The 26,056-nt window shown below is 48.3% G+C and carries 26 protein-coding genes; 10 read left to right on the top strand and 16 right to left on the bottom strand.

The window, feature by feature from the left end; all coding sequences use genetic code 11:
- The 3 genes from AC6R0S_RS15640 to AC6R0S_RS15630 form a co-directional block, all read left to right on the top strand.
- Positions 1-507, top strand: a 507-nt coding sequence (locus tag AC6R0S_RS15640) for a 6-phosphogluconolactonase (protein ID WP_500638314.1), incomplete at its 5' end; no start/stop codon positions are given.
- Positions 508-547: 40 nt separating this feature from the next.
- Positions 548-1,996 (top strand): decarboxylating NADP(+)-dependent phosphogluconate dehydrogenase, encoded by a 1,449-nt coding sequence (gnd, locus tag AC6R0S_RS15635; RefSeq protein WP_487901594.1) that lies wholly within the window; start codon positions 548-550, stop codon positions 1,994-1,996.
- A 185-nt stretch (positions 1,997-2,181) separates the two neighbouring features.
- Entirely contained in the window at positions 2,182-2,325 is a 144-nt protein-coding gene (locus tag AC6R0S_RS15630) for a hypothetical protein (protein ID WP_500632025.1), read from the top strand.
- A gap of 35 nt (positions 2,326-2,360) precedes the next feature.
- On the opposite strand, the gene AC6R0S_RS15625 is transcribed toward AC6R0S_RS15630, so the two are convergent.
- Positions 2,361-4,118, bottom strand: coding sequence for a sigma-54-dependent Fis family transcriptional regulator (locus AC6R0S_RS15625; RefSeq protein WP_500638313.1), 1,758 nt, complete (start codon positions 4,116-4,118; stop codon positions 2,361-2,363).
- A 322-nt stretch (positions 4,119-4,440) separates the two neighbouring features.
- Between AC6R0S_RS15625 and exaC the strand changes: the two genes are divergently transcribed.
- Positions 4,441-5,961, top strand: coding sequence for an acetaldehyde dehydrogenase ExaC (exaC, locus tag AC6R0S_RS15620; RefSeq protein WP_500632971.1), 1,521 nt, complete (start codon positions 4,441-4,443; stop codon positions 5,959-5,961).
- A 69-nt stretch (positions 5,962-6,030) separates the two neighbouring features.
- On the opposite strand, the gene AC6R0S_RS15615 is transcribed toward exaC, so the two are convergent.
- The 3 genes from AC6R0S_RS15615 to AC6R0S_RS15605 form a co-directional block, all read right to left on the bottom strand.
- Positions 6,031-6,225 (bottom strand): hypothetical protein, encoded by a 195-nt coding sequence (locus AC6R0S_RS15615; RefSeq protein ID WP_487901596.1) that lies wholly within the window; start codon positions 6,223-6,225, stop codon positions 6,031-6,033.
- Between the two features lie 166 nt (positions 6,226-6,391).
- Positions 6,392-7,171 carry a sulfite exporter TauE/SafE family protein gene (locus AC6R0S_RS15610; RefSeq protein ID WP_500638312.1) on the bottom strand — a complete coding sequence of 260 codons (780 nt, stop codon included), beginning with the start codon at positions 7,169-7,171 and terminating at the stop codon, positions 6,392-6,394.
- A 124-nt stretch (positions 7,172-7,295) separates the two neighbouring features.
- A complete protein-coding gene (locus tag AC6R0S_RS15605) occupies positions 7,296-8,126 on the bottom strand; it encodes a DUF6279 family lipoprotein (protein ID WP_500626952.1) in 831 nt (276 codons plus the stop codon).
- Between the two features lie 336 nt (positions 8,127-8,462).
- Here AC6R0S_RS15605 and AC6R0S_RS15600 point away from each other — a divergent pair, with 336 nt between their 5' ends.
- Positions 8,463-8,807 carry a DUF3316 domain-containing protein gene (locus tag AC6R0S_RS15600; RefSeq protein WP_500638311.1) on the top strand — a complete coding sequence of 115 codons (345 nt, stop codon included), beginning with the start codon at positions 8,463-8,465 and terminating at the stop codon, positions 8,805-8,807.
- Between the two features lie 144 nt (positions 8,808-8,951).
- Here AC6R0S_RS15600 and rplT read toward each other — a convergent pair whose 3' ends face one another.
- The 8 genes from rplT to AC6R0S_RS15560 form a co-directional block, all read right to left on the bottom strand.
- Positions 8,952-9,305, bottom strand: a complete 354-nt coding sequence (gene rplT / locus AC6R0S_RS15595) for a 50S ribosomal protein L20 (protein ID WP_009841742.1) — start codon at positions 9,303-9,305, stop codon at positions 8,952-8,954.
- Positions 9,306-9,346: 41 nt separating this feature from the next.
- The gene (rpmI, locus tag AC6R0S_RS15590; protein WP_140131889.1) at positions 9,347-9,541 is read right to left on the bottom strand and encodes a 50S ribosomal protein L35; all 195 of its coding nucleotides are present in this window, start codon (positions 9,539-9,541) and stop codon (positions 9,347-9,349) included.
- Between the two features lie 112 nt (positions 9,542-9,653).
- The gene (infC, locus tag AC6R0S_RS15585) at positions 9,654-10,205 is read right to left on the bottom strand and encodes a translation initiation factor IF-3 (RefSeq protein ID WP_334552191.1); all 552 of its coding nucleotides are present in this window, start codon (positions 10,203-10,205) and stop codon (positions 9,654-9,656) included.
- A gap of 3 nt (positions 10,206-10,208) precedes the next feature.
- Positions 10,209-12,137 (bottom strand): threonine--tRNA ligase, encoded by a 1,929-nt coding sequence (thrS, locus tag AC6R0S_RS15580; RefSeq protein WP_334551616.1) that lies wholly within the window; start codon positions 12,135-12,137, stop codon positions 10,209-10,211.
- 203 nt (positions 12,138-12,340) lie between these two features.
- Positions 12,341-13,879 carry an NAD(P)H-hydrate dehydratase gene (locus tag AC6R0S_RS15575; RefSeq protein WP_500638310.1) on the bottom strand — a complete coding sequence of 513 codons (1,539 nt, stop codon included), beginning with the start codon at positions 13,877-13,879 and terminating at the stop codon, positions 12,341-12,343.
- Positions 13,880-13,948: 69 nt separating this feature from the next.
- Positions 13,949-14,383 carry a PAS domain-containing protein gene (locus tag AC6R0S_RS15570; RefSeq protein WP_334551613.1) on the bottom strand — a complete coding sequence of 145 codons (435 nt, stop codon included), beginning with the start codon at positions 14,381-14,383 and terminating at the stop codon, positions 13,949-13,951.
- Positions 14,383-15,387 carry a response regulator gene (locus tag AC6R0S_RS15565; protein WP_500638309.1) on the bottom strand — a complete coding sequence of 335 codons (1,005 nt, stop codon included), beginning with the start codon at positions 15,385-15,387 and terminating at the stop codon, positions 14,383-14,385. The genes AC6R0S_RS15570 and AC6R0S_RS15565 overlap by 1 nt, the downstream gene beginning before the upstream one ends.
- 294 nt (positions 15,388-15,681) lie before the next feature.
- On the bottom strand, positions 15,682-16,143 hold the full coding sequence (locus AC6R0S_RS15560) for a TetR/AcrR family transcriptional regulator (RefSeq protein WP_500638308.1): 462 nt from the start codon (positions 16,141-16,143) through the stop codon (positions 15,682-15,684).
- Between the two features lie 498 nt (positions 16,144-16,641).
- Here AC6R0S_RS15560 and AC6R0S_RS15555 point away from each other — a divergent pair, with 498 nt between their 5' ends.
- Together AC6R0S_RS15555 and AC6R0S_RS15550 are read left to right on the top strand one after the other, a co-directional pair.
- On the top strand, positions 16,642-16,935 hold the full coding sequence (locus tag AC6R0S_RS15555) for a YfcZ/YiiS family protein (RefSeq protein WP_487901602.1): 294 nt from the start codon (positions 16,642-16,644) through the stop codon (positions 16,933-16,935).
- Between the two features lie 124 nt (positions 16,936-17,059).
- Positions 17,060-17,665, top strand: a complete 606-nt coding sequence (locus tag AC6R0S_RS15550; RefSeq protein ID WP_500638307.1) for a hypothetical protein — start codon at positions 17,060-17,062, stop codon at positions 17,663-17,665.
- 77 nt (positions 17,666-17,742) lie between these two features.
- Here the strand turns inward: AC6R0S_RS15550 and AC6R0S_RS15545 are convergent, their stop codons facing one another.
- The gene (locus AC6R0S_RS15545) at positions 17,743-18,840 is read right to left on the bottom strand and encodes a 1-acyl-sn-glycerol-3-phosphate acyltransferase (protein ID WP_500638306.1); all 1,098 of its coding nucleotides are present in this window, start codon (positions 18,838-18,840) and stop codon (positions 17,743-17,745) included.
- Between the two features lie 230 nt (positions 18,841-19,070).
- On the opposite strand from AC6R0S_RS15545, the gene AC6R0S_RS15540 reads away from it, so the two are divergent.
- Positions 19,071-19,679, top strand: a complete 609-nt coding sequence (locus tag AC6R0S_RS15540; RefSeq protein WP_500638305.1) for an AraC family transcriptional regulator — start codon at positions 19,071-19,073, stop codon at positions 19,677-19,679.
- A 77-nt stretch (positions 19,680-19,756) separates the two neighbouring features.
- Here AC6R0S_RS15540 and AC6R0S_RS15535 read toward each other — a convergent pair whose 3' ends face one another.
- Positions 19,757-21,118 (bottom strand): alpha-amylase family glycosyl hydrolase, encoded by a 1,362-nt coding sequence (locus tag AC6R0S_RS15535; protein ID WP_500638304.1) that lies wholly within the window; start codon positions 21,116-21,118, stop codon positions 19,757-19,759.
- Between the two features lie 424 nt (positions 21,119-21,542).
- Here AC6R0S_RS15535 and AC6R0S_RS15530 point away from each other — a divergent pair, with 424 nt between their 5' ends.
- On the top strand, positions 21,543-22,466 hold the full coding sequence (locus AC6R0S_RS15530) for a M14 family metallopeptidase (RefSeq protein ID WP_500638303.1): 924 nt from the start codon (positions 21,543-21,545) through the stop codon (positions 22,464-22,466).
- Positions 22,467-22,550: 84 nt separating this feature from the next.
- Here the strand turns inward: AC6R0S_RS15530 and AC6R0S_RS15525 are convergent, their stop codons facing one another.
- Both AC6R0S_RS15525 and AC6R0S_RS15520 read right to left on the bottom strand, forming a co-directional pair.
- Entirely contained in the window at positions 22,551-22,745 is a 195-nt protein-coding gene (locus AC6R0S_RS15525) for a hypothetical protein (protein ID WP_334551586.1), read from the bottom strand.
- A 159-nt stretch (positions 22,746-22,904) separates the two neighbouring features.
- Positions 22,905-24,485 carry a BCCT family transporter gene (locus tag AC6R0S_RS15520; protein WP_500626942.1) on the bottom strand — a complete coding sequence of 527 codons (1,581 nt, stop codon included), beginning with the start codon at positions 24,483-24,485 and terminating at the stop codon, positions 22,905-22,907.
- A 424-nt stretch (positions 24,486-24,909) separates the two neighbouring features.
- Here AC6R0S_RS15520 and AC6R0S_RS15515 point away from each other — a divergent pair.
- Positions 24,910-26,056: alpha-amylase family glycosyl hydrolase (locus AC6R0S_RS15515; RefSeq protein WP_500638302.1), on the top strand; the 1,147-nt coding region annotated here is incomplete at its 3' end.

Genomic DNA, 26,056 nt, shown 5'->3' with positions numbered 1-26,056 from the left:
TGCGTTGCACCGGATGACGCGGAAAGCAACTACGGTGAAGCAAATGCTTTGCTATTTAGCAAAGTGAACCTACCTGCTGAAAACATCCACCGTATTCGCGGCGAAAATGACGCCGAGCAGGAAGCGCTGCGCTTTGCCAACGAGATGGCAGAGGTTATCCAGTGTGAACACGGTACGCCCGTGTTTGATTGGATTCTATTGGGTGTTGGCGCCGACGGCCACACTGCCTCTTTATTCCCGGGTCAAACCAACTATGCGGATGAGAACTTGTCTGTTGTCGCTTCTCATCCTGAATCTGGCCAACTACGCGTGTCAAAAACCGCTAAAGTGCTAGAAGCAGCAAAACGAATCAGCTACCTCGTTCTTGGCTCAGGTAAAGTTGATATCGTGCACGAAATTCACACCACTCCAGCAAGCGAACTGCCTTACCCCGCGGCGAAAATTCAGTCGAAAGCGGGTGAGACGGAGTGGTACTTAGATTCTGACGCAGCGGCGAAAATCGCATAACGCGGTTGCTCGTCCAACGAGAACATATTGGAGAGAAATAATGAAAGGTGATATCGGTGTTATTGGCCTAGCGGTAATGGGTCAAAACCTTATCCTCAACATGAACGACCACGGCTTTAAAGTGGTGGCTCACAACCGTACTGCTGCGAAAGTAGACGAGTTTCTAGAAGGCCCAGCGAAGGGTACCAACATTATCGGTGCTTACTCACTTGAAGAGTTGGTTGAGAAACTCGAAACGCCACGTAAAGTGATGCTGATGGTTCGTGCTGGTGACGTTGTTGACACTTTCATCGACAACCTAATCCCACTTCTAGACGAAGGCGACATCATCATCGATGGTGGTAACACTAACTACCCAGACACTAACCGCCGCGTAGCGCACTGCCGTGAGCAAGGCATTCACTTCATCGGTACTGGTGTATCTGGCGGTGAAGAAGGCGCGCGTTTCGGTCCTTCAATCATGCCTGGTGGCGCTGCGGAAGCTTGGGAAGCAGTTAAGCCTATCTTCCAAGGTATCTCTGCAAAAACTGACGCTGGTGAACCTTGTTGTGATTGGGTTGGTAACGACGGTGCTGGTCACTTCGTTAAGATGGTACACAACGGCATCGAATACGGCGACATGCAGCTTATCACTGAAGCTTACCAGTTCATGAAAGACGGTCTTGGTATGTCTGCTGACGAGATGCAAGCGGTGTTTGCAGATTGGAACAAGACTGAGCTCGACAGCTACCTGGTTGAAATCACGGCTGACATCCTTGGCTACAAAGATGAAGACGGTGAGCCTCTCGTTGAGAAGATCCTAGACACAGCAGGCCAAAAAGGTACGGGTAAGTGGACAGGTATCAATGCCCTAGACCTAGGTATTCCACTGACACTTATCTCTGAGTCAGTATTTTCTCGCTGTCTATCTGCACTAAAAGACCAGCGTGTTGAAGCTGAGAAGCTATTCGGCAAGACAATCACGCCGGTTGAAGGTGATAAGCAAGAGTGGGTTGACGCACTTCGTCAAGCGCTACTAGCGTCTAAGATCATCTCTTACGCTCAAGGCTTCATGCTAATGCGCGAAGCATCAAACGAAAACGGCTGGGATCTTAACTACGGAAACGTGGCATTAATGTGGCGTGGTGGTTGTATCATCCGCTCTGCATTCCTAGGCAACATCCGAGATGCGTACGAAGCGAACCCAGACATTGCATTCCTAGGTTCTGACGAGTACTTCAAAAACATCCTACAAAGCAGCCTAACGGCATGGCGTAAAGTGGCAGCGAAATCTCTAGAGTCAGGCATCCCAATGCCATGTACGATTTCTGCGCTATCTTTCCTAGACGGTTACACAACGGCTCGTCTACCAGCGAACCTGCTGCAAGCTCAGCGTGATTACTTCGGTGCGCACACTTACGAGCGTATCGACCGTGAGCGTGGTGAATTCTTCCACACTAACTGGACAGGTACAGGCGGTGATACCGCATCGACCACTTACGATGTGTAACCTGTAGCGCAACCATTGAATCGGGCGCGAAAGCGCCTTTTTTTTGTTGGCTCATCCCGTTGATAGATGAGGTTGGGTGATCTCATCCCCTCATCTACGCCTATAATTAAAAAAGTGTGGATGATGTCACACCTTGACCACTCACCTAAATTGGAGTGGCAATATTTACTTAGTAGGGCTCAATTATGACTATTAACAAACTCTTTGTATTTGTTCCATCGGATGTTGAACAAGCAAATAACAAGGATAATAGAGTAATTTCTGATAAAGAGACTGAGCGTCAGGCACTAGTAAAACAAGCCCAACAACAAGGCGGGCTACAAGGCTAAAAAAACGTAAGAGCGCCATTCGGCGCTCTTATTTTTTACTCTAACAATCCCAACAACTTCAGCTTACGATAAACGGTATTTCGACTCACACCTAAACTGCGCGCCACTTGGCTGATGTTACCTTTTGACGCTTGATAAGCATTGAGCAATGCGCTATTCACAGCAGTTTGCAAATCTTGTCTCTCGTCATCGCAACTCTCAGACTCAGACACCATTGCATGAGCTAAGTGGCTAGGCAGATGCTCAATACTCAGCCACTCTTCATCCGGATTAAGAAGCGCGGTCACCTTGAGTAGGTTGTCTAACTCTCGTAAATTTCCCGGCCACGAATAACCATCCAGTGTGTCAAGTAGCCTTGCGCTTAGCTGCTGGTTATCCCGTTGGGTATGCTTCTGGTGCAGCGTTTGAATTAACTCACGTCGGTCGTGTCGAGCTCGAAGTGGCGGTAAAGTGATGATTAACCCATTGAGTCGATAGTACAGATCCTGCCGAAACTGCCCTTGCTCAACGAGCTTGGCTAAATCTTGATGGGTAGCGGCGATAATTTGGACATCGACTTTGTGACTCTCTCCACTGCCAACAGGTGTAACCACCTTGTCTTGCAATACCGTTAACAGGCGGCTTTGACTTTCATAAGGCATCTCGCCAATTTCATCTAAAAACAGACAGCCTTTGTCCGCTTGCCGAACCTTGCCGATGTAGCCCTTGCTGTTCGCCCCTGTAAAAGCGCCCGACGCGTGACCAAACAGCTCAGACTCGATGAGCTCCTTTGCGAGGGCACCGCAATTTACAGTGACCAAAGGTGCTTTACACCGAACGCTGCTAGCATGCAACGCTTTGACAAACTCCCCCTTACCCACGCCAGTCTCACCAAGCACTAGCAAACTGATGTCTTTGCCATATAAACGACTCGCTTGCTGCCAAGCCTGCTCAACCAAAGAGTCGCCATAATGAAGTGAATTGTCCGTGTTGAAGCGCTTCCTACGCCGAGTTTGGCGGCCAAGCGCCGTCTGTTGCACAATTAAGCCTTGCTGGCGTTGTGATTGCTCAAGTACTTGCTCAACCGACATGCCAATTAAACCAGAGTGACGTATTAGCTGTGAAGCCACTGGGTTGTGGGCCAAGACCTTACCTCGCTCATCAGCAATCACTATGCCTTGCCAGCCAGACCTGAGGAAGGAAGAGTCTGTGGCTAAGTTGAGTTGCACAGCGCCGTCAGGTACAGAGGCTAGCAATCGGTTTTCCACCATCTGAACCATATTTTGCACCAGTAACTGCTCGGTGGCATCGTGGGTTTTCTGCTCACTAGTGACATCCAAGATACCAACCAAGGTACCTTGATGATTGAAGAGTGGGCTCGCCGAACAACTGATGAATCGGTGATGTTTGATGTAATGTTGCTCCCCAACGATGGTGAGCGCGCGACGTTCATGGAGCGCAGTACCGATGGCGTTGGTTCCCTTAACATGCTCCAACCAACACGAACCTGTACCGAGTGAAATGGCCGCTAATTTATCGCGAAATTTATCTTGTCCCCAAGTCGCTAGAATTACGCCCTGTGGATCGGTCAAGATCAAGCGACTGTCTGTGCGTGCCATCACTTGATTGAACAGAGGAAGCGCACTGGTTTCCACCGCCTCAATGACCTCACGACATTGAAAGCGACGTTCATCCAATTTCGCTTTGCTTAACGTAATGTCTTCTGGCTTCCTCACTTCTCTTAGACCCGCATGGCTACTGCGTGTCCAAGAAGAAGCCAACCAGTCTTGCGTGTTCATCGATCGCAGCTGCATACCTGCTCCAATAGTCAACAATCAGATGTGTCAATTTGGAACAGCTGAACATTCCTGCCCGCTTTCCAAAGCGCAAAAAACTCGCACCCATAACACCGTTACATTATTGGAAACTCTAGCTCGACAACATATTTACAACAAGTTTTTAACACTTGGTCTGTGATTTGCCTAAGTATTTCTTGTCCATGTGTTTAAAACACCGTGCGATAGATTCGAAGATCAGTACCTTCGCCGATTTGATACACATGAACAATCTACCCAGAACAATAACGATAGCGCCCAGCGCTACCAGTAATCTGAACGAGAAACAAAAGGACTTCACATGATCTATGCTCAACCCGGAACTCAAGGCTCACTTACGAACTTCAAGTCTCACTACGACAACTACATCGGAGGAGAATGGGTGAAACCAGTCAGCGGCGAATACTTTGACAACGTCTCTCCCGTCAATGGCAAAGTGTATTGCCAAGTCGCACGTTCATCAGCCGAAGATATCGAACTCGCACTCGACGCGGCGCACCACGTTCGCTCGGCATGGGCATCCACGAGCGTCACTGAACGCGCCAACATCCTGCTTAAAATCGCAGATCGCATCGAGGCCAACCTTGAAGAACTGGCGGTGGCCGAGACTTGGGAGAACGGAAAACCGGTACGTGAAACGCTGGCCGCTGATCTACCGTTAGTTGTCGACCACTTCCGCTATTTCGCTGGCTGTATCCGAGCACAAGAAGGCAGCGCCGCCGAACTGGATGCCACAACCGCAAGCTATCACTTTCCTGAGCCGATTGGTGTTGTTGGTCAAATCATCCCATGGAACTTCCCCATGCTCATGGCGGCGTGGAAACTTGCGCCAGCGCTTGCCGCGGGCTGCTGTGTGGTATTAAAGCCGGCCGAACAAACACCCACGTCCATCTTGCTCTTGATGGAAAAAATTGGTGACTTAATCCCAGCGGGAGTCATTAATGTTGTCAACGGCTTCGGCAATGAAGCAGGTCAAGCACTTGCTACCAGTAACCGAATCGCCAAACTGGCCTTTACGGGGTCAACAGAAGTCGGTAACCACATCCTCAAATGCGCCGCGGATAACTTGATACCGTCCACCGTTGAGCTGGGCGGTAAATCGCCCAATATTTACTTCCCTGACATCTTTGAACACGAAGATGAGTACCTAAATAAATGTATAGAAGGCACATTGCTCGCTTTCTTCAATCAGGGCGAAGTCTGTACTTGCCCTTCTCGTGTCTTGGTGCACGAAGCCGTGTATGACCAGTTCATTGCCAAAGTCGCAGAGCGAGCAAAGAGCATTCAACAAGGCAACCCACTTGATACGGACACACAAGTCGGAGCGCAGGCCTCTCAAGAGCAATTTGACAAGATTCTGAGCTATTTGGAAATTGGCCGCCAAGAGGGGGCAAATGTGGTGTTCGGCGGAGAAGTGGCCCCACAAAGTGACGACATTGCCTCTGGCTACTATATCCAACCAACACTCCTTGAAGGCAACAATAAAATGCGTGTCTTCCAGGAGGAAATTTTCGGTCCTGTCATTGCGATCACCAAGTTCAAGGATGAAGCAGAAGCGCTCGCGATAGCCAACGATACGGACTACGGCTTGGGGGCTGGCGTGTGGACACGTGATGCCAACCTTGCCTATCGTATGGGGCGTCACATCGAAGCTGGCCGAGTGTGGATAAACTGCTACCATGCCTACCCTGCCCACGCCGCCTTTGGAGGCTACAAGAAATCAGGCATCGGGCGAGAGACGCACAAAATGATGTTGGATCACTATCAAAACACCAAAAACTTACTCATCAGCTATGACGTGAATCCACTTGGGTTCTTCTAGGTAAAGCCATCCGACGTTACACTGGGCACACTCGCATGTGCCCATTTTCATCTGGCCACTTGAGCAATGCTAGAGTGATCTTTTTGAGGATTGACGCGCTTTCTTCACGTCATCCCAATACAGTACTCCACTAGCCACCAGCGCTAAAAGTGACACCGTAAACAGCGCCGGCATACTCAAAATCCATGCAAATACCGCTGCTAGAAAAGCCACAAAACAGATCATACGGCTGCTCGACATCACGCGACCTAGTTTTCTACTCATAACGCCTCCTATCACTGGAAAGAAATGGGAAAACTGGGTGATATCGGTGACAGATGCTCCGTCATGAGTACAGTTAGAGAGTGGCAGAAAAGGAGATAAATTAACCTAAAACAAGCTCAAATTAGCTTTAGATGTGATCATGGCAGTCAGCACAGCACAAAGCGCATCACCACTCGTCGATAGGCCAATATACATCAATATAGAAGTACACCGTCATGACCAAGCTAGACAACGCAACGAAACGCTTCACTGTTTGCTGCGCTACTCGCCTAGACACACGTGCCGCCAAATACCCGCCGCTTAGTGTACCCATCATGACCGCTATACCACGTGGCCAGTCTATTGCCCCTTCAGCGACAAAAATAACGATCGCCACCAAAGAGACCGCCGAGGAAATCAGCAGTTTAAGACCGTTCATTTGATTAATATTTTGATAGCCTGCTAACACAAGGTAGCTCAATACAATCACGCCAAGCCCTGCATTGAAGAAACCGCCATACGCCGCGACGAAAACCAAAAACAGTGTCAAGATGACGCTTTTAAGTCGAACTTCTCGAGTCGGATGTGTCGCCAGACGTGACGCCCATGCGCTAATGTGATGACCATAAATAAACAGCAAGGTAGCAAACAGCAGCAGCCACGGAATTGCACCAAGAAACTGCTGCTCTGAGACACTCAATAACAACCAAGCACCTAACGCTCCGCCGAGTAAACTGCCCAGAACAATTCGAATAATTTGTTTTTTTTCAGAAGCGATGTCTTCACGAAATCCATAGGCGCCACTGAGGTAACCCGCGCAAGCGGCAAAGGTATTGGTGGCGTTTGCAACAATTGGCGGCACGCCAACAAACATCAGCGCAGGAAAAGTGATAAAACTGCCACCCCCAGCGACGCTATTGAGTATTCCCCCCAACACGCCAGCGACGAACAACACTGCCCAATCCATACCACTCCAACCTTCGCTGCAAAACCCATAATCTAACCAGTTTTCGAGGCGAGCCCAAGTAAAGAGCAACGAAACTGTGCGTTGGCTAACTTAGACCAAGGTATTGATTTCCCGCTGTTAATGTTCATCGAATTGACAGTGCAATCTCCTTCCACTCCTGGATTTCTTGTCGATAGTGCGCAGTCTGATCAGGGGTCATGCTGTTGATAATGGTCACTAGGTAACGTCTCGACAGCTGCTGGTTGTATGCAATTTTTTGCTCTAAATCGGCGCTATAGAGCTTGTCTGGCGTATCCATCAACGATTGCAGTTTAGGTTGGAAGAGTGAAGGATCGACACGTACAGCAAGTAAGGCATTGAGCTCAACACGCATACGCGTCTGATGCGCGACCCAATCTTGGTTGGTCAGTGTCATGTCCGCAACCCATTGATCAACCATCAGTTGCTGTTCATCGGTTAAGTCACCGACCCAAGTTTCGATATTCTCTTCTATACGCGTTTTGTATCGTTGCCGAATCGCTTCTTCAGAAAGGTCTTGGTAACGTTTTTTGTACTGGGTGTGCTTTACTCGGATATTGTCCATGAGCTCTTCAACTTGCTCGTCAGACAGTTGGCTGGCCAGTTCGTAGAGTTCTGGCGTCACTTTTGCGACCAGACGAGTCGTGTGCGCCTCGAGCTTCTGCTGCTCAGAGATCAGATCATCGACAGTAAACGTGGTTGGCTCAATCGCCATCAACTCATCCAAATGTTCAATATAATGTGGGATCTCTTGCTCACGGTGCCACTGGCTCAAGGTGGCGATCTTCTCGCTTGCGAGGGACTCTTGGTCATCATCCAGTTCAACGTAGTCTTGTAAATAACGTACCAACAACCAATCCATATTGTTGTACACAAACTTAGTACTGCACCCCACTAAACCGATCGCGATCAAAAGCACCAGTCCAAATTTCTTCATTGCGGTTTCCTTTGCAACACACTGCTGATGTCCATTCTGTTTATCACGACTGCGAACTGGCAGTGGTGATAAACCAAGCAATATTAATACCAAACTTGAAAGTTGCTATTGGTCGGTCAAGGCCTTCACCTCTATTCAACACTCCATGACCGACTTCTGTAATACGACCACAAAAACCCATAGAAGTTTGACATTGTTAGCGTTAGGTTGCGCAAACGTCAGCATCGTATCCAAACTCTTTACACAAGCTGTAATAAGAATTACTTACCTTGACAGACGCAAAATCGATCACTCGCTAGCATAGACATCAACGGTAACCAATAAGGAGTCTCCGTGATGAAAAAACTCATTCTACTTTCAACGTTAATCCTAAGTTCTTCTGTGTTGGCGTCAACGCAAACCACCCAATCACATCGCTCACTGACGACGGGTGATTATCAAAGTAAGCAGATGGCTTACGAGGCGGGCTTTAAACTGATGGAAGAAGTGCGCGCCATGGATGCATCGGAGTTAAAACGTACACTTCCTATCCATCAAAGTAACGTTCTACTACCTACTATCAAAGTGGAAGATATGACGGTCACCGTCGAAGAGTTCGCTTCTGAACGCGGCCAAGTTGCCTATAAAGCGCTAGTGAACGTCGACTATGAATATCAGTACCGCGAAAGCAATAATAGCTAGTAGCGCCCTTTCTCTGAAACAACAAAACGCAGGCATTTGCCTGCGTTTTGTTTTGCCTTGTTCCAAAAGATCGCATCCGATAGACAGGCAATAAAAAAGGAGAGCCTAAGCTCTCCTTTTCCTAATCCTAACAGCGAACTCTAATTAAAGAGCTGCTTTCGCTTTTTCAACAAGTACTGCGAATGCAGATTTGTCGAATACCGCGATGTCAGCAAGGATCTTACGGTCGATCTCGATAGATGCTTTCTTAAGACCGTTGATGAAACGGCTGTAAGATAGACCATTTTGACGAGATGCAGCGTTGATACGAGCGATCCATAGTTGACGGAACTGACGCTTCTTAGCGCGACGGTCACGGTAAGCGTATTGACCAGCTTTAGTAACTGCTTGGAAAGCTACGCGGTAAACACGTGAACGTGCTCCGTAGTAACCTTTAGCTTGTTTTAGAACTTTCTTATGACGTGCACGAGCTTGTACACCACGTTTTACGCGAGGCATTATGCTTCTCCTAAACTAAACGATAAATAAACTAAAAAGAATTAAGCGTATGGCAACATACGGGTAACAGCAGCCACTTCACAACGTGGAAGGATTGCGTTAGGACGTAGTTGACGCTTGTTCTTAGTAGTACGCTTAGTCAGGATGTGACGTTTTGTAGCGTGCTTGTACTTAATACCACCAGCAGTTTTCTTGAAACGCTTAGCAGCACCTTTGTTGGTTTTCATCTTAGGCATGATGAATAACTCCGCATTGTAGTAGTTTAATAAACACGTAATCAGGGCGAATAAAACCCCGCCATTTGACCGTAAGGTAAACGGCGGGGTTGAATTACTTGTAAGCCGTTAATTACTTCTTCTTAGGGGCAAGAACCATGATCATCTGACGCCCTTCAATTCTGCTTGGGAAAGATTCCACAACAGCAAATTCTACTGTGTCTTCTTTCAAGCGCTTGAGAACATCAACACCGATGTCTTGGTGTGCCATTTCTCGGCCACGGAAGCGAATTGTTACCTTCACTTTGTTGCCTTCTTCAAGGAAACGCGTCAGGTTGCGTAGTTTTACCTGATAGTCTCCAATATCAGTTCCAGGACGGAATTTTACTTCTTTAATCTGGACCTGTTTTTGCTTTTTCTTCTGCTCTTTAGCAGATTTGCTCTTCTCAAAGAGGAATTTACCGTAGTCCATTACACGACATACTGGTGGCTCAGCGTTTGGACTGATTTCAACCAAATCCATACCTGCTTCTTCAGCAGCTGCGACTGCTTCTTGGATAGAAACAACACCCACTGATTCGCCATCAGCACCCGTCAAACGAACTTCACGAACGCCACGAATTTCACCGTTTAAACGATGAGCATTTTGTTTGGCCGGTACTTGGCCGCGTCTTCCGCCTTTAATAGTTTATTCCTCCAGATTGAGCTTACGGGTAGAGATCTCGTCTTGGATGTATGCAATAAAGTCATCCACTTTAAATTTACCGAGGTCTTTACCTTTACGAGTACGTACTGCGATTTCGCCGGCTTCCATCTCTTGGTCACCACAAACCAGCATGTATGGTACACGCTTTAAAGTATGTTCGCGGATTTTAAAGCCAATCTTCTCATTTCTCAAGTCTGCTTTTGCTCTAATTCCAACTTTTTGTAGTTTTTGAGCCACTTCCTTCGCGTAATCAGACTGCTTATCAGTAATATTCATGACAACAGCTTGCTCAGGAGATAGCCAAGTTGGGAAGAAGCCAAAGTACTCTTCGATGAGAATACCAATAAAGCGCTCAAGCGAGCCCAAAATCGCACGGTGGATCATAACAGGAACTTGACGTTCGTTGTTCTCATCCACATAAGAGGCACCTAGACGGCCAGGTAAGTTGAAGTCTAGCTGCACCGTACCACATTGCCATGCACGATCGAGACAGTCATACAGAGTGAACTCGATCTTAGGACCGTAGAATGCGCCTTCGCCCTCTTGAATTTCGTATGGAATGTCCATCGATTGCAAAGATTGCTTCAACGCTTCTTCCGACTGATCCCAGATCTCATCTGATCCGACTCGCTTTTCAGGACGAGTGGAGAGCTTAACGACGATGTTCTCGAAGCCAAACGTCTGGTATGTGTCGTAGACCATCTTAATACAGCCCGTCACTTCCTCTTGGATTTGACTCTCTGTACAGAAGATGTGCGCGTCATCTTGCGTAAAACCACGCACACGCATGATACCGTGCAGGGCACCTGACGGTTCATTACGGTGACAAGAACCAAACTCCGCCATACGCAGAGGCAAGTCACGGTAAGATTTCAGACCTTGGTTAAAGATCTGTACGTGACCTGGGCAGTTCATTGGTTTGATGGCGTATTCACGGTTTTCTGACGACGTGGTAAACATCGCATCGGCGTATTTATCCCAGTGACCTGAACGCTCCCAAAGTACGCGATCCATCATCAATGGACCTTTCACTTCTTGGTAGTCGTACTCTGTCAGTTTTTCACGAACAAACACTTCCAAATCACGGAAAATAGACCAACCATTGTGGTGCCAGAACACCATACCCGGTGCTTCTTGCTGCATGTGGAACAAGTCCAACTGCTTACCGATTTTACGGTGGTCACGCTTGGCGGCTTCTTCTAAGCGCGTTAGATGCGCTTTCAGCGCTTTCTTGTCGTGGAAAGCCGTACCATAAATACGCTGCAACATTTTGTTGTCGCTGTTACCACGCCAGTAAGCACCCGCTACATTCAGTAGCGTAAAGTGCTGACAAAAACCCATATGTGGTACGTGAGGACCACGACACATATCGATGTATTCTTCATGATGGTAAAGGCCTGGACGGTCATCGCGTGCGACGTTCTCATCCAAGATTTCCATCTTGTAAGTTTCACCACGTGATTCAAACGCATCACGTGCTTCCTGCCAACTGACTTTCTTCTTAATGACTGGGTACTTGGTTTTCGCCAGTTCTTTCATGCGCTTTTCGATCTTTTCAAGATCTTCTTGCGTCAATGACTCTTCTAAGTCGATGTCGTAGTAGAAGCCACTATCGATGGTCGGACCGATCGCCATCTTCGCGTTCGGATAAAGCTGCTTGATCGCGTGACCTAACAAGTGCGCACATGAGTGACGCACGATTTCAAGACCATCCACTTCATCTTTTACTGTGATGATTTCAAGGCTTGCATCCGCTTCGATGAGATCACAAGCATCGACACGTTGACCATCAACACGACCCGCAATAGTAGCTTTCGCCAGACCAGGGCCGATAGATTGCGCGACATCAAGAGTAGAAACAGGGTTGTCAAATTGACGCTGACTGCCGTCAGGAAGAGTAATAATAGGCATTTAACTGTCCTTTACAGTGGTGTTGCACACCAAGCAACACTTGCAATTCATACGTATCTTTCACGGCCGGGATAATGGCCGTCAAAGGCGAGAATTCAGCTCCTTTTATATGCAAATACGGATGCACAACTCAGGAGCGAACGAGCATTCTAACGTAACTGACTCAAATAACAATCAATGTCACAAAAAAGTGATGATTTGGATCATTGATTGAGCTGGTAACGCACCTCAGCAATAAGATCACTGGCGAGCAAACCAACCTGGCCTTCGCGCCGTGCTAACTTATCCGCCGCAAGGCTGTGAAGATAGACGCCAAGCTTTGCCGCGTTGCTGAGTGATAATCCTTGAGCCAATAACGCCGCGACAATCCCGGTCAATACGTCGCCCATGCCACCACTCGCCATGCCCGGGTTGCCCGCAAGACACACAGAGGTCACCTCGCCATCATAAATGAGTGTCCCAGCCCCTTTGAGAACGACGGTGCCGCCGTATCGTTGGTGCAAAGCCTTGATAGCGGCAAAGCGATCCACTTCCACCTCTGCCACCGAGCAAGCCAGCAATCTAGCCGCTTCGCCGGGATGTGGGGTAATGACACGCTGTTCATCGTAGTTGGGTTGAGTGGCAAGTCGATTTAAACCGTCGGCGTCGACAACTTTAACTTGTTCATATTGCGCGGTATGATCATACAATGCGTGAGACCAAGCGTCTTGACCCAAGCCAGGTCCAATAGCCAACACTTTTTGCCCTACAAAACGGCGACTGATCATGGCTAAGTCTTCTCGCCATCCTTCACTCATCACTTCAGGACATGCGACTTGAAGCGCGGTGACATTCTGTGGGTGACACAGAACGCGAACAAGACCAGCACCGCTTCGCACCGCAGCCTGGGCGCACAGACGAATCGCACCGCCATAGCCTTGGTTGCCGCCCACACACAGCAATCGCCCGTGATCGCCTTTGTGTGCTAAAACATGCCGCGCTGGTTTAAGTGCTTGCATCTCAGTTTGTGACAACCGCTCCGTGTTGCTGCGGACTTGGGACGAAAAGTACTCATCTACCTCCAAACCATCGAAGTGGAGTTGACCAACCACGGCCCTCGCCTCCCCTGTCACCAGTCCGCGCTTAATACCAATAAAGGTTAAAGTGTGGTCGGCCGCTATGCATGGTGACTTGCCCTTAATTCCTAGTCGAGTGCCAGAGTCGGCGCATAGACCAGAAGGCACATCGACACTGACAACTGGACAGGGAGTGTGAGAGAGAGTCTCTGAGACCGTGTCGATGATGGCTTGCGTCGGCTGACGAACCGACCCTTTTAATCCGGTGCCAAGTAATGCATCGACAATCAGCGCTGAGCGCAACAGATCCCGCTTGAGCACTTCGGCGTGATGCTCAGTTTTAAAATAACGGATCTCGCCTCCCGAGCGCACATAGGCGAGCTTCGCGGTCTCAGCGTCTCCTTGTAGTTTAGATTCATCGCCACTGAGCCAGAGAGTAACGTCATACCCCGCTTGATGAGCAAGACGAGCGACCACAAATCCATCGCCGCCATTATTGCCCGTTCCACACAATATCGTGAGCGACTTGTCGTCAGGGTACAAGCGCTGAATAAGCGTCAAAATCGCGCGTCCTGCGCGCTCCATCAATTGATAAAGCGTGATATTGGCTCGCTTGGCAGCCAGCACTTCACCTTGTTTGACTTGATCGGCAGTGTAAAGCCACCGTGGTAGGGTTGTGGAATCCATAGGTCACTCACTGGCTAGAATCGTGCTCTCACTGTCGCACAATCCCAGCCTAGATCGCGACCTTATCGATCACTTTTTTGAGACAAGGGCTTCCGCCGTGGCGTCTTGAATCGAGAGAAACAGCGAGCGAATCTCACCGGTTGGCGTGCGCATTGGGTTTAGGGTGATATTCTGATACATGAAATCGGCTTGTTGCGTCACCGGACGCACGTTACGACACTTAAATAAATAAGGACGTTGCTGCCACGTAATAAAGCTGCGACAGCCTAAGTCGTAGACCGGCTTGGTTTTGAGTTTAAACCAGTCTTGAGGGATCTCAGGGAACAGCTCAAACAAAGACTTGCCGATCGCATCATGAGATTGCACGCCACTGTGATGGGTCATAAAGCCATTCCACACTTGGACCTTATGCTCACGGTCGATGACGATTAAGCCCAAATCGACGTTTTGTACCATATCCACCATCCAGTGGAATTGCTCAAATTCAGCAGGAAGATTCAACATCAAAAGTCCTCCATCAAGTACGCCAGCTTATTGTCGAGTAGCGGCAGAGATTCATCGACAAACATAAACAGTAAATCACAACGAATCGATGTACCGTCGATGTTATAACTCACCTCAAAGGTCATAGTTTTGCTAAAAGATCCCGTCGTTGACTCGATCACGGAGTCAATCGAAATATGCTGCCCCAGCAACACCGGAGAGCTTTGGAAAAAACGGACTTCAGCTTGTTGGCCTAAACCATTTAAAAACGACCCAACGAGAATGTTAGAGACGTCCATTAGGAGTTCGAGTTCTTCCAACTCTTCACTGTCCGCAGGCACTTTCATCAGTTTTTTCAAATCGGAGACACTGGAGTCACTGAGCAAGACCAGCGCTTCTCCCGCAATCCCCTCACCACTGAACCCTTGACACACACCGGAGACTTGATCATTTTCCGCCAAGTCTCTGAGCGCCATGTGCAACTCACTCACTTCAAAAATGTTGACGTTCGGCAGCGGCAAATGGACAAACACATCAAAGTGGCGCGCAAGCGCATCTGCGGCGCGACCAATCGACACGTTCGCTACTTCCATGTAGATGTCACGGCGGCGAAGAACCGGCAGCTCCAGAGACACGGGGGTCACGATTTGTGGCTTGGCCTGAGGTTCTACCAGATCTCGTAGAACCGCTTTCAACGCGTCTTGATTGATGGGTTTTTGAATGAAGGCTCTCGCCCCCAAAGACATCACACGCTCTTTCGCTTTCGGCTGAATGTCCCCTGACACAACCACAACCGGGATGTCTATGTTGCGTTTTTGGATCTCATCTAGGGTGCCAAACCCGTCCAGCTCAGGCATAGTCAAATCGAGGAACATCAGTTTGAATGAGTTCTCTTCAAGCTGTTTTAATGCATCAAGGCCATGAACCGCAAAACTGATCTCGGCATTCAGCGAAGCAGGAAGTGAACGGGCCATCTGTTTACGGGCTAAGGCAGAATCATCACAAATAAGAACAGGTAAAGACATTCATGCACCTATTACTAGTTATTGATTTAATACTTTCAGTGTAACAGATAGTTAGCAAAGCGAGCATTATGAAACACTAATATAGAGAGAATTCCTATGTCTCATCAGAGGAGTGCTTGTCAATCGATGAATCGCAGCTATCAAACTAATCGGACACTACCGTTTCTAACTCGCAACAATAATAGTCGTAGAAACGATTCTACACGAGCGTCACTTCGCGTTTAACATACTAAAAAAGAAAAACCGCGCTCTGTCTTCACAGGACGCGGTTTAAGATTTTTTCCGATTTGATGATTAAGCGGTCATGCTGACAAGCGATTTACCCATCAACCACTCGAGCTCTTTCGCACTCTCATCACCAAACTGAGTTTCTACGGTTTTGTATAGACGCTCAATCCCATTTGACGCAAATTCAGGTGCGTTGTGCGACGTCACCACATGGTGGAATAGCAGGCGTAAAATCGCTTTAAATTCTGGATTTTCTAGCGCCGTTAACCAACTGGCCGAAAACTCAGGTAATGAGTGATCAAAATCCAAGTGTTCAACAAACATTTTGAAAATACGACCATCCAAAGCGGCGGTAAAATCGGTTTTTTTCGGGAAGTGATGACTGATCCCAGTTCGCGACACGCCGGTTTGTTGGCTCAATGTGGTGTATGACATTTTGTCATATCCGAGGCGTAACAGTTGGTCTACGACGGCATCCATTATTTTCTGAATGGTGATTTCAGTATCTTCTTTACTACGCTTAGGCATGTTTAGGCTCTTCTCTTTGTATATCCATCTAAATCAAAGTGAATCAAACATGACACCTCTACGAGTTAGCTTTACGGTGCATAACACCCTGGCAATGAAAAGCGCGCGAGCGCATTTCGTGTCGTGGCTAATGCAGAGCAACGCAAAATCTAACGATCTGGCGTAAGCTAAGTTTTCATAAAAGGCCATAGGGCATTTTTATGAAATGCAAAGACATCATTACTTCTGTATATAATAAGACCGCCGATAATCTTACAAATCCCCCCGACTGACAACCGAGAGCGCACATTCGGCGTGAGTAATTATCATTAATTTTCTCAATTAATTGACAAAGATCACACTGATAATAGGATTCATTCACAGTCAATCAAGCGCCCCACTGACATCTTACAGCGTAGCACAGTAAATAGTATGTCATGCTGCATTATGGGTTTTTGTGTGGATTCACTTCAAATAAACCGATAAAATGACCACAAACTTTGTAAGAGGATAGTGACTATGAGCACTGAACAAGAACAAGTATGCGAAGCGTGTGGCTGTGCAGGCGAAATGGGCTTCATCATCAAAGAAGGTGACGATGTTGCACAAGTGACCATCTTCGCTGAGAACAAAACGTTGCTTGAAGCTGAGTTGGCCAAATATCTTGAACTGGCGAAACAAGTGTCTGAGAACGTGGAGTATCAAGTATCTCCTATCGCCGATGACGCAAAAGAGCTGACCGCACACTTCAAATTTGAAGTGAGCGCTGAAAAACTGATTTTTGAACTCAAAACACGTTCACTCGCGCGCTAATCAAACGTATAGAGTGTTTTGATGTGTTAAAAGCGGGGTCCATCCCCGTTTTTTATTGGCTTAAAATTGACCCTAAGCCCGCTCTCTCTGATACTAAACACACGTCTGTTCATCGTGAGTGTACATGAAGTATCTCGTTAAATTTGTTGCGCTTTGGCTCAGTGCCGCCTCCTGTGTCGCTGTCGGGGAGCCACTCGACACCTACCGTATTTTGAATCATCTTGATAATTACGGAAACTTGGATCTGCGCAACAAGCCCTACACCTCTTTGCCTGATGGCCTTGTGATCAAGGGCAATCTCAATATTGCCAAAACTCAAATGACACAAATCCCGAAAGGGATAGAGATTGAAGGCAGTTTGGATGCCTCAAACAGCGGGCTGAAAAAAATCGCCCCTGGGGTCAAAATACGCGGCTATGCCAATCTCCTCGGGTCACAAGTGACTCGTTGGCCTCCCGGCATTCAGGTGGGTGGATTTCTCAATTTTACTGACACGCCTCTAGCAAGCTTGCCACCTAGATTTCGCGTTAAAGGCGATTTGAGTGTGATGCGCACACCACTGACCGAACTGCCGGAAGGTCTAATCGTTGATGGAAACCTCTATATTGGCGGCTCCGCCATCACCACATTCCCAGACACCATGACCGTCAATGGCAACATCTTCCTTGGTGGAAATCGCATTAGCCGTTGGCCGACCAATCTGACCCTCGGCGGTGCGGTCGCTCCCTAGAGTGAGCACTAACCGACCGAAAAAAGGGCACAGTATTCAAACTACTGTGCCCTTATTAATTGAACCGCGAATGCCGCTTACTGGTTTTTCACCGGATTGGCATAGCTGGCGATCAGGTGGCGCTGCGCACCCTCTGGTAACGCTTGCAATTTGTCGGCTAAGCGCTGCTTAACCCCTTCTTCGACACTTTCATCGCCAGAGGCCAGCAAGTTAATTGGGAACAACTTGTAGTGACGGTGGATTTGCTCGTCGATGGTACTCGCCAACTCATCAGGACTATCACAACCCGATTGAATTACGTCGCCAAATGCCACATGGACGCGGCCTTTATAGCCTACAATACCCTGAATGATACTTTCGATATCTTCAAACTCACCTTTTTGATAAACACCTTGAGTCTCTTTTTGATGCAGTTCCAGAGCCTTAGCACTATCACAGGGATCATATTCGTAAGAAATCGAGACCGGGACAATATTGAGTGAGCGGATGTAGTCCGCAAAATCGATTTTCTGTTTACGTCCTTCAACATGAAACATCTTTAAAATCGCAGGATCAGTAAAATCATTCCCATCTTTCGCTCGGCCCTCTTTTTGTGCAATCCAAATCGAGTGACCAGTGTCGAGAGAGTGTTTAATGTACGCAGACAAGGTGCCCAACGCTTTCATCATCTCACGCGGACCTTTGGCTGAACGTTTAACAATAAAGCTCTTATTGAGCTTCATCAGCTCCGTTGCGCACGGTTTTTTCAACAAATTGTCGCCAATCGCAATGCGCACAGTTTTGTGGTTATTCACGTGCAAACCATAGTTAACCAACGCCGGGTCCATGGCAATGTCACGGTGGTTAGAGACAAACAAATAGGCTTGATTAGGATCTAGCTGGTCTAAACCGCTGTAGGTGACGCCGTCTGTTGTCGTGTTAAGCGTACGCTCAAGGTAGGATTTCACTTCCAACTGAGTGGTTTCAACAGAGTTGAGCTTAGACCATTTCATTTTTAGCGCGATTTTCACCAACGGAGACATCAACGCAGCAAACCAGCGTCCACGGTGTGAGAAGCGATGTTTTATGATGGCGCTGATAAACTCTTCATCATTAATTAAGCGTTCAATCGCAGCAGGAATTTCGTCGTCGTTGTATGGGCGGATGTCTACAAATGGGTCTGTGGTTGTGGTCATGGTCTACTACATCAAATTTAAAGCTGCCTTATTCTACGCGGAGTTTGTGCGCTTAGCAGCTATCGTTGTCGCACAATTAGTAAGGTCAGACCAGAACGTTGGCCCATTTTTGCGCAAACCGTCACCACTTGAGGCCGAAAAGCGTGATTTGATTGTGTAGGTCACCGGCAAGATTGGCATTTCAATTAGAAAACGGTACTCTTGTCGCCCCATAAAGAGTGAGTTTTTCCATGCATTACGCCATTTCCTATCAAGCGCAATCCCACGAATATCTGACGACAACACCACGTCGTCACACCATCAAGCACGGTTTGCTGCGCGTCACTCAAGGATTCGTCTTTATCCGTTTGGGCAAAAAAGAGTACGTCGTCGAGCCTGGCGATACCTTTTGGCTGCCATTTGATACCCTAGCGGCCGTCACCTATACGCCGAACACTCAACTGGATCTCATCGAGCTATCGGTACGCACCCAACTGCCACTCGTAAGGCAAGCCGGCTACATCCGGCCCACCCCTCTGCTAACCGCGCTGCTTGATCGCTTAAGCACGGTTGATGACAGACAAAAACAGCTTCCTCTACTCACGGTCGTGCGTGATGAGTTACCCTGGATTACGCCTAAGCTGAGCGAATCCACATTCACTAAACAGCTCAATCAATGGTTAAGCGACAACACCCTGCGAGCGCAAAGCCCGTTGCCAAGTGAAGTGCAACTTTTACTCAGAGTACGTGAAGCGCGTAAACAGATGCTGTCAGGTCAAGCGCGCAGCCAGGTAATCAAACAATGGTTTGATGGCAACGACGCCCTGTTCGACAATCTGGAACGAGCACTGGTTGGCTAGGTGATGCACGCCTAGCCAACCCGTCCATTTCAAACTCTCCCACTAAACATCGTTGGACCTACGGAGCGTCAACGTGCCTAAAGAGCTTCATTGGATTTGCGTACCAACATCATGGCGCTTTTAGGGGCCACTGTCAGCGCATTTTCAGTGCCAAATACTCTCTTTCCTGTCAGCACATCCGTCATCGCCGTCCCCTCTTTTCGCTCTATGGTTTGACTGCGTGTCGATTTGTTGACCACCACAAGGCCATCATTGCCACGAGCAAACACCAAGAGATCGTCACCGGCTTCAATGATGCGCATCGGTTTGCCATGCATTTGATTGTGAAAGGCAATGGCGGCGCACATTTTTTTATCCTTCCAAGCGGATTGCCAGCGAGGCTGCCCCGTACTGTCTTGAATGCCACTGGTATCGAGATCGGTATAGATCAGCGGTACACCGCCATCTCGGCCCAAAATGTAGCAGTAAGCCAACCACTCCAACGTCTCATCCATCACCAAATTCGCAAAGACATCATTATTGGGAATGTCATGGGTAATGGCGAACGTGATCGCTCGACTTTCCGACAGCGCTTGGCCAAAGCAATAAGGATCCACTAAGCTTTTCAAGCTTCCTTTCGGTTGTAGCGCGTCAAACAGTGTTTGAAACAGGGGAAAGTCGTAGGCGCCAAGATCGGTTTGAGCAAGAAAAGGCTCTAAGAAGAGATCATACTCAGGTTTGGACGCACCGCCACTGGTGATGATCTCACCAAAAATATGCACGTCGTGACAAATCTCATCCGTCCACACTTTTTGCAGATGCTCCAGCGTCATGTGTTTTGCGGCATCAATGCGAAACCCTTTGACCCCTAGTGACTTTAGGGCTTTGAGATATTGCTGCTGCATGCTCACCACATGCGCGTTATCACGCAGAGTAGGCAGCCCCGGATCGCTTGGCCCGCCAGTAATTCGGCCATTTTGCACTTGCCACTTGTCCTGCCAATCCGAGATGCCGAACGCTTCGACAAAATCATCGTGATCGAACAGTGGCTCACTCAAATCACCAAATAAACGTTGACGCTCGTAATACGCCTTGTCCTTCTGGTAGGTCGCTATGTCCGCAGCACTGGGGTAGTGTAAATCATCACGTAACGAGGATTCATTCGCCATATGGTTAAACACTATGTCGGCGTAGACCTCAACCTTGTGCGCTTTCAGCGTGGCAATCATCGCGGTAAATTGCTCAGTATTACCCAATTGATTGTCTATCACTCGATAATCTTGCGGTTGATAGCGCTGCCACCACTGTGTGCCTTGTTCGCGCTTGAGCGATTTCATCGGTGGCGAAACCAACACGGATTTATAGCCCGCGTTAGCAATATCTGTTGCTCTCGCTTTGACCATCTCATAAGGCCAATCGAAAGCATGCAAAATGACGTCGGTTGCATTCGAGATTAACATCACGATTTCCTTTACCTTTTTGTCAAACGGCTACGTCGGTAACCCGATTGTCTGCCATTTTACCAAAGCGAGATCCGCTTGCGATTCCCCCTTTATCCGCTTCTTGCCGTAGTAGGTGCGAGGCGTAGAGAGGTGTTGTTCGATGGTAAATGGGCGTCAACTCACATAAGCTTGCTCAATAATCGTCAGCCTGATTGATTCATTGGCTAAGCCACATCGTCGTGAGAAGCGACGGATAAGGGTGCAGATATACCATGAGTATAGTTCGAATTGATATGGTTTCCGATTTGGTGTGTCTATGGTGCATTATCGGCTATCAGTATTTACGAGCCGCACTAAATTCCAGCAGCCGCCCATCAATGATTGCCTCTTGCGCAAGCTATCACTATGCTGTGTGCCCATCACCAATGACAAGGGGTCACCAATGAATCAAACACACGCTTACCCTATCGGAACACGCGGGCAGAAATGGACGGACACAGAGCGAGCGGCTTGGCGAGCGAGCGTGACAAAACAGCGCGATTATCAGCAGCAAGTCGTGAGTAAGATTGAAGCACTTCGTGGTCAATTCGACGTTGAACAATACGGCTCACTTGACTACGACGAGCAGCATTACGCACTTTACTGCATCAAAACCCGCCAATGGGACGCAAGTAAAAAAGTGGTGTTGATCACTGGCGGCGTACACGGTTATGAGACCAGTGGTGTCCACGGTGCGCTGGCGTTTGCCGCAGAAAAAATGGCCCATTACAGCCAATATTTCAATGTGATCGTCGCACCGTGTGTCAGCCCTTGGGGCTATGAAACCATCAATCGCTGGAACCCCAGTGCCATTGACCCCAATCGCTCTTTTTACGCCAACTCCCCTGCCAAAGAATCCGCGCAATTAATGAGGCTAGTTGAAAGCATCCACGAAGAGATTTTTGTGCACATCGACCTGCATGAAACCACCGATACCGATGAAAGTGAGTTTCGCCCGGCACTGGCCGCTCGTGATGGCCTTGAGTACATAGAAGGCATGATTCCCGACGGATTTTACACTGTTGGCGATAGCGACAATCCGCAATTAGACTTTCAAGCCGCCGTGATTAACGCGGTGAGCAAAGTCACGCACATCGCCCCAGCGGACGAAAAAGGCGAAATCATTGGTTCTCCTGTCGTCAGCCACGGCGTCATTCTCTATCCAATGAAACAACTTGGCCTGTGTGGTGGTGTCAGTACCTGCTTGTACGGCACCACAACTGAAGTGTATCCAGACAGCGCACTGGTCACCGACGAGGAGTGCAATGCGGCTCAAGTCGCGGCGATTGTCGGTGGACTTGAGTACGTGATCGGCCAGAATCAGTAACAGAAAAGCGTCATACCACAGACAATAGAACACAGATAAAAGAAGAGGCAGCCAACAGGCTGCCTCTTTAGTCAATGTGAGTGATTATTTGTCTAACGACAACCCCACCTGACTGATTTTACTTTTGAATTCTTCGATGCTGTCTGCTTGATAAGTAGGACTGCCGTTAAAGTAGCGTGGCTTTTCTGGCTTCATTGCCTCTTTTAGCGCTTTCTCTTGCTCAAGGTCATCATGATAAACCGTCACGCGGTGCGGGATGTCCTGCTTAAACGTAGCCATCATTGTCTCCTTTTTTGACGTTGCTGTTGTGTTTTCTTACTAAAGCGTAGACACGATGCCAGGCAAGCCCTGCCCCTTAATTTCGATTTGTGAGCATCACTACAAAAAAATGAGCACATCGCTGTGCTCATTTTCATCCTTTCATTACCACTTAATCACTTACTGATAAGCGGGCAGCTCAGACTTCAAGCCTTTCAATAAGCTGACACACATCACCAGCAGCACCAGCGTGAAAGGAAGACCGGTCGCGACCACGCCCGACTGCAAGGCTTGCAGGGCCTCTTTGCCTCCGACCCAAAGCATCACCGCCGCGATCGAACCTTCAATACACGCCCAGAAAATACGCTGAGGGACAGGTGCATCAATTTTACCCCCCGCCGTAATGCTGTCGATCACCAAAGAGCCCGAGTCCGACGACGTCACAAAGAACACCAAGATTAAGGCAATAGACAGTACAGAAATAATGGAGCTGTAAGGCAGCTGCTCATAGACATGGAACAACGTCAGTGAAATATCCGTTAAGCCATTGGTGCCCAGCTCTCCGACTTTATTGACCACTTGATCCAGTGCAATACCACCGAACACCGCCATCCAGATCAGCGTCACCACAGTTGGAATCACGATCACGGCAAAAATAAACTCACGAACGGTACGACCTTTCGAAACTCGAGCGATAAACATCCCCACAAACGGTGACCAAGATACCCACCATGCCCAGTAGAAGACTGTCCAACCATGCATCCAGTCGATGTCTTCACGGCCATGAGGGTTACTCAGCGGCAAGATGTTTTGTACGTAGGCAACCGTGGAGTCCCAGATTGAAGTGGTCGCGATATCAAAACTGACGAATAACACAAACACCAACAGTGCAAACGCGACAATCATGTTGACGTTTGACAACACTTTCACGCCGCCATCGATACCACGAATGACAGAAATGACCGCAATAAAGGTTACGAAAGCGATGACCGCCATCTGTAAGCCGGTACCACCATCAAGACCAAACACATGGTTAATCCCACTGGTCGCCTGCTGTGCCCCTAGCCCTAGAGACGTTGCCAAGCCAAACAGCGTCGACAACACCGCAAGAATATCGACCACATGACCTAACCAACCCCACGCTCTGTCACCAAAAATGGGATAAAACGCTGCGCGTAGCGACAGAGGTAGCCCCTTGTTATACGCAAAAAACGCCAGCGAAAGCGCGACGATCGCGTAAATCGCCCAGCCATGAATACCCCAGTGGAACAGCGTCGCCCCCATCGCCAGGGACTTCGCCTGATCGGAATACGGTTCAGCGTTTAACGGCATGCCCCACCAATCCGTGAAGTAGGCCGTCGGCTCAGCTACACTCCAAAAAAGCAGGCCGATACCCATGCCCGCGGCAAACAGCATAGAAAGCCAAGAGACGGTGGAATACTCTTTCTTCGCATCGATACCGCCGATGCGAATTTTACCTAGGGGCGAGAAGAGGAGCGCTATCGCAAACACGACAAAGAAGTTTGTCGCCCACATGAAAAAGACATCAAAATCGGCAATGATACCGTTACGTAAACCATTTAGTGCGTCGCGCGCTGTTGCTGGTTCAACCACCAACAAAGAGACCAAACAGAGGATGACGAGTCCTGCGCTGATACCAAAAACGGGGTTGTGGATATCAAATCCCCACTTTTGAACGTTGTCTTGACCAACTTGATAGTCCGTCGTGTCGATACTGTATTTTTTAAATTCATTATCCATAAATTAGTTTTTAGCTCGCGCAGTATCTGTTTTGGTTCAACAGCACAAAGCGCAAAGCCGTCTCCTGATAATTTGAACACTAATTATAACTTACCGAAAGAAATTGTATCATTTACTAAAAAAACGAGCAATGATCACATAAAACCTATCAATTCCGGCTCAATATATGCATGTTTTATTTAGACAGCGAATCATTTTTCTCCATCAAACTTAGACCTCATTCAGTGTGGATATGTGACAAAACAATATGTCTCATAAATACACTCGCGCGCAATATATAGTGAGATCACAGAAAAACATAGCAAGATCACAAAAAAACAGATCTACGCCCCTCATATTTTTACTTTGGATGAGGGATGGCCCAATTGACTGTTCTACACTTTGCCTTCATCCGATCAACATTCCACACCACAATTCGTGAAGCATGAACAAAATTACCCTTTACCAAGTCTTTACTCGCCTTTTTGGCAATATCTGTACCGCCAACGTTCCTTGGGGAACTCGCGAGCAAAATGGTGTTGGCAAATTCAGCGATTTTACGCCTCGCGCACTAGAGGCCATTCGAGATCTCGGCATCTCCCATATTTGGTATACCGGTGTGCCGCACCATGCGCGGGTCACCGACGATTCGCAATGTGGAATACGCAGTGATCATCCCAGTATCGTCAAGGGCAGAGCAGGGTCGCCCTATGCCGTGAAGGACTATTACAGCGTCAATCCCGACCTTGCGGACAATCCAGAACACAGGAATCAAGAGTTTGAGGCGTTGATTGCGCGCACCCATAAAGCGGGGCTTAAAGTGATCATCGACATAGTCCCGAACCATGTCGCGCGGGTCTACCAAGGAGAATATAACCCGCCTGGCGTGCGCGATTTTGGCGCTGACGATGACACCTCAGTAATCTATCATCGTGACAATAATTTCTATTACCTGTCCGGCGAACACTTCTCAGTGCCTGACGAATTGGCGACGAATCCCCCGCTCGGGGGAGAATCTCACCCCGCATTAGAAGAAGCGTACGTTGAGTACCCAGCCAAATGGACCGGCAACGGTTCACGCTTGGCTCAGCCCAACGCCGACGACTGGTATGAAACGGTAAAAATCAATTATGGGGTAAGGCCCGACGGTAGCCACGATTTTGCCTCTCTGCCTCCGCACTATCGCCATTTAGATTGCGGCGAACACCTGCATTTTTGGCAATCGCAAAATGTGCCGGACTCTTGGACGAAATTTCGTGATATCGCGCTTTACTGGCTAGACAAAGGCGTCGACGGGTTTCGATTTGATATGGCCGAGATGGTACCGGTCGAGTTTTGGAGCTACCTCAACGCACACATTAAGCACACCAACTCCGACGCGATAGTGATTGCCGAGGTGTACCAACCCGATCGTTATCGTGATTACATCCAACTGGGCAAGATGGACTACCTCTACGACAAGGTGGATCTGTATGATCACCTGATTAAGGTCACCCAAGGATGCGCTTCCACCAGCGAGATAGGCCGCATTGAATACCAACTGCGCGATATTGAGCATCATATGCTCAAATTTATGGAGAACCATGACGAGC

Source organism: Vibrio sp. R15-SG3-ISO1B, assembly GCF_059833835.1.
The sequence above is the reverse complement of the archived record's forward strand: the minus strand, read 5'-3'. Positions and strand labels throughout refer to the sequence as shown.